Here is a 16,310-nt window from a genome sequence, read left to right on the forward strand (position 1 = left end):
TGATGGCCCGTCTGGTTCTTGAAAACGTCGTCATGGAGTATCCGCCCCTGCGGCGCAGCTTCGTGCGCTCCCTGGCCGACGCCACGCGCAAGCGCGCGCCCATGACGTTCGCCCTGAACAACGTAAATCTCACCCTTGAGGACGGCGACCGCGTGGCTCTTCTGGGCCCCAATGGCGCGGGCAAGACCACGCTGCTTTCGGTCATGGCCGGCATCTATCCGCCGCTGCGCGGCCGGGTGACGATCGAGGGGACGATGGAGACGCTGTTTTCCATCTCCGCCGGCGTCGACCGCGAGCTTCCGGGGCACGCCAATATCAATCTCCATCTCCGCCGCCTCGGCGTCACGGGCAAGGAGGCGAAGGAAGCGCGCGCCTATATCGCCGAACTCAGCGAGCTGGGCGGGAAGCTGGACAGCCCGGTTCACACCTATTCCGCCGGGATGAGCATGCGTCTGGCCTTCGCGATGGCCATGGCGACCGATCCGGAAATCCTGCTGATCGACGAATATTTCGGGGCGGGCGACCGGGCCTTTCAGGAAAAGGCGCGCGCGGCGATGCTGGAAAAGGTGGAGCATTCCCGCATCGTGGTCTTCGCCTCTCACAATCCGCGCCTGCTGGAGAGCATCTGCAACAAGGCGCTGATCATGAACGCCGGGCAGGTGCAGGATTACGGCGATTTCGAACCGGTCATCGCCCGCTATCTGGAATCGCTGCGGGAAGACCCGAAAGTCTCCCGCAAGGACATGATGGAAACCGCCGGCGCGGCCGAGCCGCCGTCCCTGATCCTCACGCCTTCGCGGCGCGCGGCCAGCCTTAAATCGCAAGCGTCCGGCGATACGCCGTCCTGCGCGGCGATCTCGGCCGCCGGCGAAAGCGGCGCGGCGTTTTTCTCCGCGTTGGGGGAGCTGGCCCGCAGCGCGGACATGACCCTGATTGATATTCCCGCCATGTTCGCCGAACAGGGCGTCAAACCGGCCGCGCGCGTGACCTCCCTGCGGGAGGATGCGCCGGCAACCGGCGCGCTTCTCACCGGGATGCGTGGTTGGCCGGCTTTCGGATCCAGCGTGCTGGCGACGGGTAAGGTCGCTGTCTTGATCCGCGATCCGCGCGAGCTGGCGGCCGAGTTCTGGCTGATGGAAAGCGGACTGGCCGAGGGCGGGCTGGACCGCGCGCTAGCGGAACTGGACGACCAGAAACCCTCGCGCCTGCCCGCCGCCATCGCCGCGGCGCGCGGGCTTTATGAAACGCTCGCGGCGGGCGGGGCGTATTCCCGCCCCGGCATCGCCCTGTTTTCGGCGGAGGCCGCCTGGGCCGACCCGGAGGGCGCGATCCGGGCCATTGCCGGCCATCTGGGACTGGCGGCGGACGATCAGGCCATGAAGGCCGCCGCGGCGGCCTTTGCCCCGCCGGCCCTGCGCTCCCCCATGTCGGCGCTGCGCGCGAACGAACAGGGACAGATTCGCATGGCGCTGAACCGCATCGCGCGGGAGCTGGGCTACCACACGCCGGAGCCGGCCAGGTGACGATCCTCGTCACCGCAAGCGCGTCTCCCGCCTCCGCCGGCGAATATGACGATACGATCCAGGTCGACCCGTCCGCGCGCTGGGCGGGGCCGAGCGCCTATCTCTTCTCCCTGCACAAGGCGGGCAGCAGCCTGCTGAACGGCATGGTGGAAATGCTGTGCGAGGCGAACGGCGCGGCGTTCATCCCCGTGCCGAACCTCCTGCGCCGGGCCGGGCACAACCCCAATCGCGACGTTGTCATGGATGACAGCGCCTTCGCCGCGACGGGCGTTGTCTATGGCGGTTTCCGTCTGCTGCCGGACTATAAGCTGCCCGGCCTTGAGGAGGCACCGAAAATCCTGCTGCTTCGCGATCCGCGCGATATCCTGACATCGCTTTATTTCTCGGTCGCCAGCAGCCATGTCGCGCCGGGCGAAGGGGCGCTGAAACAGGCGTTCGAGCGTAACCGCGAATATGTGAAGGCCGCGCCGATCAACCGGATCGTGAAAGAACGCGCGCCGAACCTGAAAACCCAGATAGAGCGTTATCTGGAAAAACTGCCGCGCCGGGGGCTGGCGGTCTATCACTATGAAGACGTGGTTCTGAACAAGGCGGCATGGATTGCGGACCTTGCCGATGTGCTGGGGCTGGACGCGGATGAGGAAACGGCGCGGGCGATTCTGGACCGCTTCGACATTGTTCCGGACAGTGAAGCGCCGGACAGTCATGTGCGCCGCGTCCTGCCGGGCGATCACCGGGACAAGCTGGGTCCAAAGACCATAGACATGCTGGACGCGCTGTTCACAGGCATTTATGACCCGCTACTTTCGGCGCGGCGGGAAATCCCGTCATGACGGCACACGGATAGATGGCGGAAGAATAACAAGATCAAGATGACCCTGTCCTTCAAGCTCAAGTCCGGCGAAAAGCCCCCGGTCGACCTTCCCGAAACCGAATCCGAGGCGCAAAGCGTTCTGGCTTTCTCCATGGCCAAGGCCGGCAGCACCTTGCTGTTCGACCTCCTGCACGATCTCGCGCCCGCCGCGGGGCTGGCCTATTTCTCGCCGGAAAACGCGGTCTGGGGCCGCAAGGACCGCAAGGCGGGCAAGGTCTATGACATGTCGCCGGTTTTCCGCGACAAGGGCTATTGCTATGGCGGATTCCGCTTCTACCCGGCCTATGACGTGCCGGTCATCGAAACCGCGCCGTCCATCCTTCTGGTCCGCGACCCGAAGGACATGCTGGTCTCCAATTATTTCTCCAACGCCTTCTCTCACCGCCCGCCCACCGATGACGAGGAGTCTCCCGCCTATCAGCAGTTCATGAAGCGGCGGGAGCGTATCCGGAACACCGACATCAACGACTATGTCCGCCAGATCGTGGGCAACACCCAGCGCATGTTCGCCAGCTACCGCGCCCTGCTGCACAAGCCGACGCTGAAGATTTTCCGCTATGAGGACGTGATCGAGCAGAAGCGCCCTTGGGTGGACGAGATTCTGGAGCATTTCGGCTGGGCCGTGCCGGGTGAAACGGTGGACGAGATCATCGCCCGCTACGACCTGTTTCCGGACGCCGAAAAACCGGACGCGCATGTGCGGCAGGTGAAGCCGGGCAATTATCGCGAGCATTTGAACAAGCAGACGGTCACGGCGATCAACGCCGCCCTCGCTGAGGATCTGGCCGTTCTCGGCTATACCCGCTGATGTCCGCCCCGCGCCGCCGCGCCAGACGTCCCGGCCGCTCCATAGGCGCGGTGCGCGGCATGCGGCAGGAGGTGCGCCGCAAGGACGTGAAGACGCTGGACCGGGCGCAGCTTGAAGACCTGCTGCGCAAGGAAATCCTCCGCCGCAAGGATGCGGAGAAGAATCTGGTTGAAGCTTGGCGGCTGGCCTCCGACCGCGAAGACCATATCCGGGCGCTCACAAACACTCTGGAAATTCTGCGCGCAAACCCCGTCAAACGCCTCGGCTGGGCGATCGCGCGCCGCACGGGCGGGTCGCTGAAACGGCAATTGCGCCATCGCGCCAATCAGGCGCTGCTTCGCGTCTTCAAGGTCGGGCTGAACGACTATAATCATTATGAGCCGCGGCCCATGCAGCTTCCGGCCGCCTATGCGAAGACGCGGCCGCCGGAAGACCCGCCGAAAATCTCCATCGTGACCCCGTCCTACAACTCGGCGAACTTCATCGCCGCGACGATCCATTCGGTGCTCGATCAGGAATATCCGAACCTGGAATATATCTGTCAGGACGGCGCCTCGAAGGACGGCACGGCGAGGATCATCAAGAGCTACGAGGACCGCCTGCATCACTGGGCCAGCGAGCGCGACAGCGGCTTCACCCAGGCGATCAATCGCGGTTTTTCGCACGCCACCGGCGATATTCTGGCCTGGCTGAACTCCGACGATCTGATGCTGCCCGGCAGTCTCGCCTATGTGGCGCGCTATTTCGCGGCGCATCCGGAGGTGGATGTCGTCTATGGCCACCGCATCATCATCGACGAATGGGACCGCGAGATTGGCCGCTGGATCGTGCCGCCGCATTCCGACAAGGCGATCAAATACGCCGACTATATCCCGCAGGAGACGATGTTCTGGCGCCGCAGCCTCTGGGAGAAAGTCGGCGGCGAACTGGACGAAGCGTTCAACTTCGCCATCGACTGGGACCTGATCCTGCGCTTTCAGGCGGCCGGGGCGAAATTCCACCGCCTGCCGCGTTTTCTGGGGGCGTTCCGCGCCCATCAGGCGCAAAAGTCCCAGGCGGCGATCACCTCGGTCGGCCATGGAGAAATGGACATCCTGCGCGAACGCGCGCTGGGCTACGCGCCCGACCACGCGGAAATCGCCAAAGTGGTCCGCCAGTACAAGCTGCACCACGCCGTTCTGAGCATGCGCGCCCGCGCGCGCAGCCGCGCAGGCCGCCGAAAGGCCCGCTGACGCCCGGCCGGCTATAGACTTTGCCATGGTCTGTTGTGCTAACTCTGGCTCTTCCTTTCCTGCCGGAGTGATCCCAAAGCATGTCCGAAAATCGAATTACCAAGTCCATTCTGCTTCTTTCCGTGGCCGGGGGCCTGCTCTGCGCGGGCGGCGCGGCGGCCGCGCAGGACGCGCCCATCGTCCAGCCCGGCGCGCCGGGTCAGGACGCGCGCGACCTGACCGCGGAAGAGGCCACGCGGATTGCCGATACGCGCTATTCCCCGGCGGACCGGCGCTACATGCAGGACATGATTCATCACCACTATCAGGCCGTTGAAATGGCCGCGCTGGTGGAGGCGCGCACCAATAATCCCGCTATCGTCACCGCCGCGGCCCGTATCGACGCCTCTCAGGAGGACGAGATCGCCTTCATGCAGGACTGGCTGCGGAGCCGCGGCGAGGACGCGCCCGACCCGGCGTCGCACGCCGGCATGGACCACGCCGATATGGGGCACGGCACGATGGCCGGCATGGCGAGTCCGGAGGAGATGGAGCGCCTCGCCTCCCTGCAGGGAACGGAGTTCGACCGCCTGTTCCTGGAACTGATGATCGACCATCACGACGGCGCGCTGGTCATGACCGATGAATTGCTGGATCAGCCCGGCTCGGCCTATGACCCGGCGCTGTTCGAATTCACCAGCGACGTGGTCAACAGCCAGGAGGCCGAGATCGAGCGCATGAACCTGCTCCTGTCGGAGCTGTCCGCCGATCCGCGCGCGGTTCTGGGCGCAGGTTTCCGCGACGCGGAAGAGGCGATTTCCAACATGACGCTGGTCGCCGCGCTACCCAAGCCGACCGGCTTTTTCGACCCCGAAAACCCGGCCGCGCTTCAGCCTGTCGTTCCCGATGAGGACGAGGATCAGGCGGAAGAAGACGCAAACGCCGGTGAGGACGCGGAAGGAGCCGCGCAGGAGGGGCCGCGCGAGGGCGATGGCGAGGACGACACCGTGTTTGGCGAACGCTCGCCGCTCCTCAGCTTCGCCAATACGGACATGGCCTTCTTTGGCGACACGCTGATCGCCGGCAATTATCACGGCTTCAACATCTACAAGCTGAGCGAGAACGGCGTGCCGCAGCATTTGAGCTCGGTCGTGTGTCCGGGCGGGCAGGGCGATGTCTCTGTCGTCGGCGACCTGCTGATCATGTCGGTCGAGCAGACGCGCGGCCGTGTCGATTGCGGCCTGCAGGGCGTCGCCGGGGATGTCAGCGATGAGCGCTTCCGCGGGCTGCGCATCTTCGATATTGCCGACCTGCGGCGTCCGCGTCAGGTCGGGCAGGTCCAGACCTGCCGCGGCTCCCACACCCATTCGGTGGTCTCCGCGAACGACGACCGCATCGTGGTCTATAATTCCGGCACCGCCGGGGTGCGCGACGAGGAAGAGCTTGAGGGCTGTGTCGGCGGCATTCCGGGCGATTCCCGCACGGCCCTGTTCCGCGTGGACGTGATCGAAATCCCGGTCGACAACCCGGGCCAGGCGCGGATCATCGATTCCCCGACCGTCTTTGCGGACTCTGAGACCGGCAATATCGCCGGCCTGTGGCAGGGCGGCGACCATGGCGAGGGGACGCAGGACACCAACCAGACCAATCACTGCCACGACATCACGGTTTTTCCGGCTCTGAATCTCGCGGCGGGCGCCTGTTCGGGCAATGGCATCATCTTCGACATCACCGATCCGCGGAAACCCACCCGCATCGACGCCGTGACCGACGAGGGCTTTGCCTACTGGCATTCCGCGACATTCAATAATGACGGGACCAAGGTGCTGTTCACCGACGAATGGGGCGGTGGATCCCGCCCGCGCTGCCGCGCCTTCGACCGCGCGGACTGGGGCGCCAACGCGATCTACGACATCGTGGACGGCGAACTGCAGGCGCGCAGTCATTACAAGCTGCCGGCCCCGCAATCGGACAAGGAAAACTGCGTCGCGCACAACGGCTCCATCGTCCCGGTGCCGGGGCGCGATATCTTCGTGCAGGCCTGGTATCAGGGCGGCGTCTCGGTGATCGATTTCACCGACTCGGAAAACCCGGTGGAAATCGCCTATTTCGATCGTGGCCCGATCGACGCCGAACAGCTGGTGCTGGCCGGTTACTGGTCCGCCTACTGGTATGACGGCCGCATCTACGGCACCGAAATCGCCCGCGGCCTCGACGTGTTCGCGCTGGAGCCGAGCGAATACCTGACCGAGGACGAGATCGCGGCGGCGTCGCTGGCCCGGCAGGGCGGGGCGTTCAACCCGCAGCAGCAATTCCCGGTGAGCTGGCCCGACCATCCGGCGGTCGCCCGCGCCTATGTGGACCAGTTGGCCCGCGCCGGCGCGCTGGACGAGGCGGCGGTCGAGGACATGGACGCGGCGCTGACGCAGGCCGAAGCCCGCATCGACGCCTCCGAACAGGATGCGGACCTGGCGGCGCGGCTGGAAGCCTTCTCCGGCTCCGGCGGCGCTGACGCCAAGGCCGTGGCGCTGGACGAGACGCTGGCCGGGATCGCAGCGCGGCTTCGCGGCTAGGCCGTATTCGGCAAAGAAAAAGGGGCGGGTCCGGCCGCCCCTTTTTTATGTGTGAGCCCTAGAGCAGCTTTTTCGGGCGGCCGACGCTGACATAGTCGAAGCCGCGGCGCTCCATGTCTTCCGGCTCGTAGATGTTGCGCAGATCGACCAGCGTATCGCCCTTCATGCCGTCTTTCAGGCGCTTGAGGTCGAGGGCGCGGAACTGGTCCCACTCGGTGATGATGACCAGCGCGTCGACGCCGTCCGCGGCGTCATAGGCGTTCTTGCACCAGGTCATGTCGCCGATTTCCAGAAGCTTCGCCGCTTCCTCCATGCCTTCCGGGTCGAAAGCGCGGATGGATGCGCCCTGATCGGCGAGGGCCGGCAGGATGGCGAGGCTCGGCGCTTCGCGCATGTCGTCGGTATTGGGCTTGAAGGTCAGGCCCAGCACGCCGATCGTCTTGCCTTTGACCGACCCGCCGCACGCCGCCACGACCTTGCTGGCCATCAGCTCCTTGCGGGAATCGTTCACCTTCACGACCGTTTCCACGATGTCGATGGGCGATCCGGCCTCCTGCGCCGTGCGCACCAGCGCCAGCGTGTCCTTGGGGAAGCAGGAGCCGCCATAGCCCGGTCCGGCGTGCAGGAATTTTGACCCGATACGCCCGTCCAGCCCTACGCCCCGCGCCACTTCCTGCACGTTCGCGCCGACATGCTCGCACAGCTCGGCGATTTCGTTGATAAAGGTGATCTTGGTCGCCAGAAACGCGTTCGCCGCATACTTGATCAGCTCTGACGTGCGGCGATTGGTGAACACGATGGGCGTCTGGTTCAGATAGAGCGGGCGATACAGCTCGTTCATCACGTCGCGGGCGCGTGCGGCGTCCGTGCCGACCACAACCCGGTCGGGGCGCTTGAAGTCGCTGATCGCCGCGCCTTCGCGCAGGAATTCCGGGTTGGAAACCACGTCGAACTCGGCGTCCGGACGCGTCTCGCGGATGATCTTTTCCACCTCGTCGCCGGTGCCGACCGGCACGGTGGATTTGGTGACGACCACCGTATAGCCGTCCATCTTCTCGGCGATTTCCTTCGCCGCGGCATAGACATAGGACAGGTCCGCGAACCCGTCGCCGCGGCGCGAGGGCGTGCCGACCGCGATGAACACCGCGTCCGCTTCCTTCACCGCCTGATCCAGCGTGGTGGCGAATTTCAGCCGCCCCGCCTCGACATTGGTCGCGACCAGTTTTTCCAGGCCCGGCTCGAAGATCGGGATCTCGCCCTTGTCCAGACGGGCGATCTTGGATTCGTCCTTGTCGACACAGGTCACGACATGGCCGAAATCGGCGAAACAGGCACCCGACACCAGGCCCACATAGCCGGTGCCGATCATCGCTACGCGCATGGGTTTCCTCCTGAGAAAGCGGGGTTTGCGGCGTTAGATCTTCTGGTCGAATTCGCCGATTTCGGGATGGCGCGCCAGGCGCGCCTCGATATCGCGGAACATGGCGACCATGTCGTCCTTTGAACTCGGGCTCTCCACCACCACGACAAGGTTGGGCGTGTTGGAGGAGGCGCGCACGAGGCCCCATGTGCCGTCGGACAGCGTCACACGGACGCCGTTCACGGTGACCACGTCGGTGATCTTGCGGCCCAGGATCTCGCCGTCATTTTCGGCCAGTTCACGGTATTCCTCGATGATCCGGTCGACGACATCGTATTTCTTCTCGTCGTCGCAATGCGGCGACATGGTGGGCGAGCCCCAGACCCTGGGCAGCGCCTCGCGCAGATCGGCCAGTGACTTGCCGGGATTGCGGTCCAGCATGCGCAGGATGGCGGCCGCTGAAATCAGGCCGTCGTCATAGCCGCGCCCGATCGGGGCGTTGAAGAAATAATGGCCCGACTTCTCGAACCCGGCCAGCGCGCCCAGCTCACGCACGCGGCGCTTGATATAGGAATGGCCGGTTTTCCAGTAATCGGTCTCGGCCTTGTTTTCCTGCATCACCGGATCGGTGTTGAACAGGCCCGTGGATTTCACGTCGGCGACGAATTGCGCCTCCGGGAATTCGTGGCTGAGATCGCGGGCCAGGATCACGCCCATCTTGTCGGCGAAGATTTCCTCGCCCGTATTGTCCACCACGCCGCAACGGTCGCCGTCGCCGTCGAAGGCCAGGCCGATATCGGCCTTCTCCTCGCGCACGCGCTCGGCCATGGCGTGCAGCATCTTCATGTCTTCCGGGTTCGGATTGTATTTCGGGAAGGAGTGGTCGAGATCGCAATCCATCTCGATCACCTCCGCGCCCAGCGCCTTCAGCGCCTTGGGCGCGAACGCGCCGGCCGTGCCGTTGCCCGCCGCCACAACGGCGCGGATCGGGCGGGACAGCTTGTCGCCGCCGGCCGCGTCCGCGATGTAACGCTCGGCGACGCCCAGCTCCCGCGTATAGTGCCCGCCATGGCGCGCCTGGGAGCGGTTCTCCAGAACGATTTCCTTCAGGCGCTTCATCTCGTCCGGTCCGAATGTCAGCGTCTTCTCGACGCCCATCTTCACGCCGGTCCAGCCATTGGCGTTATGGCTGGCCGTGACCATCGCCACGCACGGAATGTCCAGATCATATTGCGCGAAATAGGCCATGGGGGACAGCGCCAGGCCGATATCGTGAACCTCGATCCCCGCATTCATCAGGCCCACCGTCAGCGCCTGCTTGATGGACAGCGAATAGGACCGGTAATCGTGCGCGGTGATGATCTTGGGCTTCACCCCGGTTTCGTGGATCAGCGTGCCAAGGCCCAGCCCCAGCGCCTGAACGCCATAAAGATTCAGCTCCTCGCCGAATTTCCAGCGCGCGTCATACTCGCGGAAGCCCGTCGCCTTGATCAGGGGCAGCGTTTCATAGTCCCAGCTATTGGGCGCGATCTGGTCTTTGGGGTCGGGAAGCATGCGTGACGTTCCGTGTGCAGTGGCTCTTGAAGCTTGAACTGTGCATAGCCACGCCGCCATGGCGCGGCAAGCAAGCGGTCAGGCGATTCCCGCCCGCAGCAAATCGTGAATGTGCAGGATGCCGGCGGGCTTTCCGTCTTCCAGCGCGAACAGTACCGTAATGCGCGGCGATTGCGCCGTCATGCGGCGCAGCGCGTCGGCGGCCAGCACGCCCGGCTCCGTCGTGATCGGGTTGGCGGTCATCACGGCGCTGGCCGGCTGGTCCAGAAGGCCGCCGCCCATGTGCCGGCGCAAATCGCCATCGGTGATAATCCCGGCCAGCTTTCCGTTCGCACCGGTCACGCCGACCGCGCCAAAACCCTTCTCGCTCATCGCGATCAGCGCCTCGGACATGGGCGTGTCCGCCGCTGTCAGCGGCATCTCCTCGCCTGCGTGCATCAGGTCGCCGACCCGCATCAGCCGCGCGCCCAGCGCGCCGCCGGGGTGGAACTGGCGGAAATGCTCGGCGGTGAAGCCGCGCTGTTCCAGCAGCGCCACGGCCAGCGCGTCGCCCAGCGCGATTTGCAGCGTGGTGGAGGTTGTGGGCGCCTTGGTCTCGGCGCAGGCTTCCGGCGCGTCCGGCAGGACTAGCGCGATATCGGCGGCGCGGCCCAGCGTGCTTTCCGCCATGGCGGTTATGGCGATCAGCGGGATGGCGAAGCGGCGGCAATAGCCGATCAGGTCGCTCAGCTCCTGCGTCTCGCCGGAGCGGGACAGGGCGATCACCACGTCGTCGGGCGTGATCATGCCCATATCGCCGTGGCTGGCCTCGGTCGGGTGGACATAGAGCGCGGGCGTGCCGGTGGAGGCCATGGTCGCGGCGATCTTGCGCGCCACATGGCCCGACTTGCCGATGCCGGCCAGCACAGCGCGGCCCTTCGCTTCGACGATTCTGCCGACCGCCGCGTCGAACGCGCCGTCCAGCGCCTGCTCAAGCGCGGTCAGGGCGTCCGCCTCGATACGCAGGACGCGCTTTCCGGCCTCGATGGATGGGGTCTGTTTGCTCATTCAACCGGCTCCACGCTCAGCTGGGCGATGTCCAGCGTCTTGCCTTCGCCTGACGGATCCGGCCACACGCCCAGATAGTCGACGCCCGGCGGGCCGTCTTTCTCCGGCAGGGCGAAGGTGAAGACATAGGTCTCGAACTCCCGCGTCGGAGTAAACTCCCGCCAGCCGCTCGAGCCGGGGGAGTCGCCGGTGAAGTAACCGACCAGGAAGCGATCGGTTGCATCCGCGCCGCGCGCCCGCGCCAGCACGGCGACCCGCACGGTGCGCCCGTTCAGCGCGCGCTCCTGCCGCGGGGCGATGGTGATGAACACGCCGGCGGAGCCATCGCCCACGCCCTCGGCCCGGGTGGCGCGGGCGCGGGCGTATTCCACCTCGTCGCCATCCTCGCTTTCGTGCAGGTCCACGGACAGGCCCTCGGCGGCCCGCAGGGCGCGCAGATCCGCCCCCCGCGCCAGCATCGGCCCGTTCGCCGAATCCTGGTTCAGGGCCAGCGTGTTGCTGCGGTCCGGGCCGGGCAGGAGGGCCGCGGTGATCATCCCCGCGATCAGCAGGATGAACAGGGGGTAGAAAAGACGGTCAGGCATCAAATGGCTCGCGCTTTGCGCTGGAACTCAAGCGCGTGTAGACGGGCGGGCATGAGCGGTGTCAAGAGCGATCCGAACACGCGCGCCGTGCTTGTGCCGGCGCTGGACGACCGCGCGGCGTTTGCCGTGCTGGTCAAGCGGCTGGCCGCCGCCGCGCCGGACGCCTTTATCGTGGTGGCCGATGACGGCTCCATGAAGGCGCCCGTGCAGGCCGTCGATATCGCCGCCGCGGGGATGGACGGCGTTGTTCTGCGCCTTGAGCGCAATCTGGGCCACCAGCGCGCCATCCTCACCGGTCTCAACTGGATCATGCGCGAAAAGCCGGGCGCGGCCGTCATCGTCATGGATTCGGATGGCGAGGATGATCCCGCCGACATCCCGCGCCTTCTGGAAGCCATGGAGGCGTCCGGCGCGGACGCCGTGGTGGCCGAGCGCGGACGTCGCTCGGTGCCGTTCTGGTTCCGCATGTTCCTGCGCCTCTATTACGCGTTCTTCTGGGTGCTAACCGGCATGCGCCTGCGTCATGGCAATTTTTCGGCGCTCGCCCCCGCGGCCGCCCTGCGTATCGCGCGGATGGACGAGGCCTGGTCGCATTATGGCGCGGCCATCCTCTCCGCCCGTCTCGACGTGGCGCGCATCACCATCGACCGGGCGCAGCGGATCGAGGGCCGCTCGCGCATGTCGCTGACCTCGCTGGTCGTGCATGGCATGCGCTCCATCATCGTGTTCGCGGACCGGGTTCTTGCGCGCGCCACTCTGTTCGCCGCCGGGCTGGGCGCGGTCTGCGCCGCGTTGCTGGTGGTCGCCGCGGTGATCAAGCTGTGGGGCGCGGCGTCTCCGGGCTGGTTCACCGCTGCGGCGGGCCTGCTGACCGTGATGATGATCCAGTCCGCGGTGCTGGCGCTGCTGGCCGTGGTGCTGGCCGCGGCGGGCCGCTCCGCCGCGCCGCCCGCGCGCCCGGACGTGCTGGCGCTGATTGAGCGGGTCGAACCGGCGCGCCCGGACGGCTATGACGAAAAGGCCCAGCAGGGGAGAGGCCAGACATGAAATTCTTTCTCGATACCGCCGACACAGACGAGATCCGCCAATATGCCGGAACCGGCATGATCGACGGCATCACCACGAACCCGTCCCTGATCGCCAAATCGGGGCGCGACGTGTTCGAGGTGCTGGAGGAAATCTGCGGCCTCGTCTCCGGCCCGGTCAGCGCGGAAGTCACCGCCACCGACACGGACGGGATGCTGGCCGAAGCCGCGCGCCTGCGGGAGATCGCCGGTAATATCGTCATCAAGGCGCCGCTGACCTGGGCGGGGCTGACCGCCACGCGCAAGCTGGCCGATGACGGCGTGGCGGTGAACGTGACGCTGTGCTTCTCCGCCAATCAGGCGCTGCTCGCCGCCAAGGCCGGCGCGGCCTATATTTCCCCTTTCATCGGGCGGATCGACGATATGGGCGCGGACGGCATGGAGCTGATCCGGGAGATCCGCGCCATCTATGACAACTACCCGGATTTCAAGACCGAGATCCTGGCCGCTTCCATCCGCACCAGCGCCCATGTGCGCGACAGCGCGCTGGCCGGCGCGGATGTGGCCACCCTGCCGCCCGCCACGCTGGAGGCGCTGGCGAAGCACCCCCTGACCGACAAGGGGCTGGATGCGTTTCTGAAAGACTGGGCCGCCACCGGCCAGTCGCTTCTCAAAGAATAGGACAGCTACCGACATGCCCAAGCTTGCCCTGATCCGTCACGGCCAGTCGCAATGGAATCTGGAAAACCGCTTCACCGGCTGGGTCGATGTCGACCTGACCGAGCAGGGCGTGCAGCAGGCGCGCCGCGGCGGCGAGTTGCTGAAAGCCGAGGGCGTGGATTTCGATTGCGCCTTCACCTCCATGCAGACGCGCGCCATCCGCACGTTGTGGCTCGCGCTGGAGGAATTGGACGCGGTCTGGCTGCCGGTGACCAAGGACTGGCGCCTGAACGAGCGTTCCTATGGCGGGCTGAGCGGTCTGAACAAGGCGGAGACCGCCGAAAAACATGGCGAGGAGAAGGTCCTGGTCTGGCGCCGTTCCTACGACACGCCGCCGCCGCCGCTGGAAAAGTCCAGCGAGTTCCACCCCCGCCATGACCGGCGCTACAACCGCCTCTCCGACGAGGAGTTGCCGGACACCGAATCCCTGAAGACCACGCTGGAGCGCGTGCTGCCATACTGGGAAAGCGACATCGCGCCGAAGCTGGCGGGCGGCGAGAACGTCATCATCTCCGCGCATGGCAATTCCCTGCGCGCGCTGATGAAGCATTTGTTCAGGGTGTCGGACGAGGATATCGCGTCCTATGAAATCCCTACCGGCAATCCGCTGCTGATCGAGATGGGGCAGGACCTGTCCCTCCAGAATGCGCGTTATCTGGATTCGGACCGCGCCAAGCCTCTGCCCGATTTCAAGTGAGCACGGACGACGACACGCATTACATGATGCGCGCCCTCGCACTGGCCGAGCCCATGCGGGGCCGCACGGCCCCCAATCCGGCGGTCGGTTGCGTCATCGTGAAGAAGGGGGAGGTCGTGGGCGAAGCGGCGACGGCCCCCGGCGGCCGTCCGCACGCCGAAACGCAGGCGCTGGAAAAGGCCGGCAAACGCGCGAAGGGCGCGGACATCTATGTCAGCCTGGAACCCTGCGCCCATCACGGCGTCACCCCGCCCTGCGCGGAGGCGCTGGTGAAGGCGCAGCCCGCCCGCGTCATTGTCGCCTGCCGCGACGACGATCCGCGCACCAACGGACAGGGAATCGAGATTCTGAAAAAAGCCGGGATCAAGGTGACCGAAGGCGTGCTGGAGGCCGAAGCCCGCGCCCAGAACGCCACCTTTTTCGCAAGGTTCATACGCGGTGGGCCTTAGGTGCTAGCATTAGGCCTCCGTCTTTTTGAAAATCAATGAGAGTTCGGCAGAATCGTCTATACTCAAACGATGATTAAGAAACGTCTTGTGGTCGGCACCACCGGGATTATTTCCCTTTTCGCTTCATTGTTATTTGGCGGCGCCATATGGCTATGGCGGACAATAACTTTTGGACTTGATTTGCTTGGTTTAATTAACGTTCCAAATGAAGCTCAACGTGCCAAGGAAATGTTGAGCTCTGAGCCCAATCTGTGGGTCATTGCAGCTACTTTTGTTGGATTAGCGGGACTTTTTTATGCGTTAATGCCGATTAAACAAAAAGGTAATGTTAGAGGTGTCAGGAATTCTGATTCCGATGATAATTTAAAATATTCATTCAACGTATCATTGAGTGAGGAGAACGGCGTAATTTTAAATGGCTCCGCAGTTGATAAATTAATATTTACGACAAAAAGTAATTTGGAGAAAAGAATATTTTATAAGGTAAAAAATATGTCTCTAAAAATGGAAAACAGTCCAAAATTTTCTGTAAAAAGTGAGGCGGATCAAATTCATGTATTGCTACCGGGACAAAGCAATAAACATCCGATCGCAGTGCGATCAAAAAATGGTAATGCTTCGTCTAATAACGGCGAATTTCAAGTATCGACTATGTATGGTGAAAGAGATGATAATTTAAATTGGATATACAGGGTCAGCGGAAAAGTAATATTTCGCTTCAAGCCAGTAAAGGGAGTGACTGTCTTGTTTGAAAAAACCATGGAAACGTGGGATCCGGTAGCGTAAAATATAATCTCATATTTATTTAAGTTCGCTTAGAATCTTCTCGTAAAATGCCATCGAGTCCCGCTGGAAGGCCGCCTTGGTGAAGGTCGCCTCATAGGTTTCCGTGCCGCCCGCGACCAGCTTCTCCGCCAGGCCGTCTTCCTCCGCCACGCGCCGGATGGCCTCGCGGAAGGCGTCCACGTCGTCCTTGGGGACCAGCAGGCCGTTCTCGCCGTCTTTCACATAGGCCGCTGGGCCGACCGCGTCGGCCGCGACCAGCGGGCGTTTCGCTGCCCAGGCGTCCACCGTCACCGTCCCGAAAGGCTCATAGCGTGAGGGGAAAGCCACCACGTCGCAGGCCGCCAGCAGCGCGCCGCGGTCATTGCGCCAGCCGAGGAATTTCGCCCGGTCTGCGACGCCCAGTTTTTCAGCCTGTTCTTTCAGGTCCATTTCCAGCGGACCTTCGCCGGCGATCCAGGCGTAATGGCCGGGCAGATCGGCCAGCGCCTCCAGCAGGACATCCAGCCCCTTTTTCCAGTGCAGCCGCGCCAGCGCCAGCATGACGGGCGCGTCCTCCGGCGTCTGCAGCGCGGCGCGGTCCACCGGCGCGGTGTTTTCGAAATCGGCCGTGGTGTGGATCAGCCCGATCCGGTCCTGCGGCACGCCCTGTTCGCGGATATGGCGGCAGAGATCCTTGGTCAGGCCGACATGCCAGTCGCAATTGGTGAAGCGCTGCAGCTTGTAATAGCCGCCATACCAGCCGATCTGGCGGCGCTTGTAGGCGCGCGGCGCATAGGTGCCCGCCCGGCCCATCCAGTATTCGATCAGGTCGGGCTGGAAGTCCTTGATCGCCCGCTTCAGCACCTGGTCGGTGGGCAGGCGCCAGAGATTGTCGAACGAGGCGGTGTCGACCGTGATGCCGGCCTTTTCGAACTCCTCGATCCGGTGGCGATTGTCAGGCCGCGTCACGACCCGCTGTTCCACGCCGTCCATCTCGGCGAGCGCCAGAACGGATTCCAGCATGATGTTCTCTGCGCCGCCTTCCTTGGCGCCGGCCATCACATGCATGAGCCGCATGAGCGGACCTCCCCGAATCGGTGCATTCTTGTGGGCGGACTTC

General features: G+C 64.4%; 15 protein-coding genes. 10 read left to right on the forward strand and 5 right to left on the reverse strand.

Going from position 1 to position 16,310, the window contains the following annotated elements; genetic code table 11:
- The first annotated feature begins 2 nt into the window (after nucleotides 1-2).
- The 5 genes from L338_RS16585 to L338_RS10570 all read left to right on the forward strand — a co-directional run bounded on the left by L338_RS16585 (nucleotide 3) and on the right by L338_RS10570 (nucleotide 6,989).
- Nucleotides 3-1,523, forward strand: a complete 1,521-nt coding sequence (locus tag L338_RS16585; protein ID WP_022698351.1) for an ABC transporter ATP-binding protein — start codon at nucleotides 3-5, stop codon at nucleotides 1,521-1,523.
- Nucleotides 1,520-2,356 (forward strand): sulfotransferase domain-containing protein, encoded by an 837-nt coding sequence (locus L338_RS10555; RefSeq protein ID WP_022698352.1) that lies wholly within the window; start codon nucleotides 1,520-1,522, stop codon nucleotides 2,354-2,356. The genes L338_RS16585 and L338_RS10555 overlap by 4 nt, the downstream gene beginning before the upstream one ends.
- A 39-nt stretch (nucleotides 2,357-2,395) precedes the next feature.
- Entirely contained in the window at nucleotides 2,396-3,205 is an 810-nt protein-coding gene (locus tag L338_RS10560; protein WP_022698353.1) for a sulfotransferase domain-containing protein, read from the forward strand.
- Entirely contained in the window at nucleotides 3,205-4,437 is a 1,233-nt protein-coding gene (locus tag L338_RS10565; protein WP_022698354.1) for a glycosyltransferase family 2 protein, read from the forward strand. Before L338_RS10560 ends, L338_RS10565 begins: the two co-directional genes overlap by 1 nt.
- Nucleotides 4,438-4,517: 80 nt before the next feature.
- Nucleotides 4,518-6,989: a DUF305 domain-containing protein gene (locus L338_RS10570; RefSeq protein WP_022698355.1), complete on the forward strand. Its 2,472-nt coding sequence runs from the start codon at nucleotides 4,518-4,520 to the stop codon at nucleotides 6,987-6,989.
- A gap of 58 nt (nucleotides 6,990-7,047) precedes the next feature.
- Here L338_RS10570 and L338_RS10575 read toward each other — a convergent pair whose 3' ends face one another.
- The 4 genes from L338_RS10575 to L338_RS10590 all read right to left on the reverse strand — a co-directional run bounded on the left by L338_RS10575 (nucleotide 7,048) and on the right by L338_RS10590 (nucleotide 11,534).
- Nucleotides 7,048-8,370, reverse strand: a complete 1,323-nt coding sequence (locus L338_RS10575) for a UDP-glucose dehydrogenase family protein (RefSeq protein ID WP_022698356.1) — start codon at nucleotides 8,368-8,370, stop codon at nucleotides 7,048-7,050.
- Nucleotides 8,371-8,403: 33 nt separating this feature from the next.
- Nucleotides 8,404-9,903 (reverse strand): phosphomannomutase/phosphoglucomutase, encoded by a 1,500-nt coding sequence (locus tag L338_RS10580; RefSeq protein ID WP_022698357.1) that lies wholly within the window; start codon nucleotides 9,901-9,903, stop codon nucleotides 8,404-8,406.
- Nucleotides 9,904-9,981: 78 nt separating this feature from the next.
- Entirely contained in the window at nucleotides 9,982-10,950 is a 969-nt protein-coding gene (locus L338_RS10585; protein WP_022698358.1) for a KpsF/GutQ family sugar-phosphate isomerase, read from the reverse strand.
- Nucleotides 10,947-11,534, reverse strand: a complete 588-nt coding sequence (locus tag L338_RS10590; protein ID WP_022698359.1) for a hypothetical protein — start codon at nucleotides 11,532-11,534, stop codon at nucleotides 10,947-10,949. The genes L338_RS10585 and L338_RS10590 overlap by 4 nt, the downstream gene beginning before the upstream one ends.
- 51 nt (nucleotides 11,535-11,585) lie before the next feature.
- Between L338_RS10590 and L338_RS10595 the strand changes: the two genes are divergently transcribed.
- The 5 genes from L338_RS10595 to L338_RS17400 all read left to right on the forward strand — a co-directional run bounded on the left by L338_RS10595 (nucleotide 11,586) and on the right by L338_RS17400 (nucleotide 15,211).
- Nucleotides 11,586-12,581 carry a glycosyltransferase family 2 protein gene (locus tag L338_RS10595; RefSeq protein WP_022698360.1) on the forward strand — a complete coding sequence of 332 codons (996 nt, stop codon included), beginning with the start codon at nucleotides 11,586-11,588 and terminating at the stop codon, nucleotides 12,579-12,581.
- Nucleotides 12,578-13,240, forward strand: a complete 663-nt coding sequence (fsa, locus tag L338_RS10600) for a fructose-6-phosphate aldolase (protein WP_022698361.1) — start codon at nucleotides 12,578-12,580, stop codon at nucleotides 13,238-13,240. The genes L338_RS10595 and fsa overlap by 4 nt, the downstream gene beginning before the upstream one ends.
- Nucleotides 13,241-13,253: 13 nt before the next feature.
- Nucleotides 13,254-13,976, forward strand: a complete 723-nt coding sequence (gpmA, locus tag L338_RS10605) for a 2,3-diphosphoglycerate-dependent phosphoglycerate mutase (RefSeq protein WP_022698362.1) — start codon at nucleotides 13,254-13,256, stop codon at nucleotides 13,974-13,976.
- Entirely contained in the window at nucleotides 13,973-14,425 is a 453-nt protein-coding gene (gene ribD, locus L338_RS10610) for a bifunctional diaminohydroxyphosphoribosylaminopyrimidine deaminase/5-amino-6-(5-phosphoribosylamino)uracil reductase RibD (RefSeq protein WP_051122765.1), read from the forward strand. Before gpmA ends, ribD begins: the two co-directional genes overlap by 4 nt.
- A gap of 87 nt (nucleotides 14,426-14,512) precedes the next feature.
- Nucleotides 14,513-15,211: a hypothetical protein gene (locus L338_RS17400; protein ID WP_152485874.1), complete on the forward strand. Its 699-nt coding sequence runs from the start codon at nucleotides 14,513-14,515 to the stop codon at nucleotides 15,209-15,211.
- A gap of 15 nt (nucleotides 15,212-15,226) precedes the next feature.
- Here the strand turns inward: L338_RS17400 and L338_RS10615 are convergent, their stop codons facing one another.
- Complete coding sequence (locus L338_RS10615) at nucleotides 15,227-16,267, reverse strand: glycosyltransferase (RefSeq protein ID WP_022698363.1); 1,041 nt, start codon at nucleotides 16,265-16,267, stop codon at nucleotides 15,227-15,229.
- Nucleotides 16,268-16,310 lie beyond the last annotated feature (43 nt).

The organism is Euryhalocaulis caribicus, assembly GCF_000412185.1.
Lineage (GTDB): Bacteria > Pseudomonadota > Alphaproteobacteria > Caulobacterales > Maricaulaceae > Euryhalocaulis > Euryhalocaulis caribicus.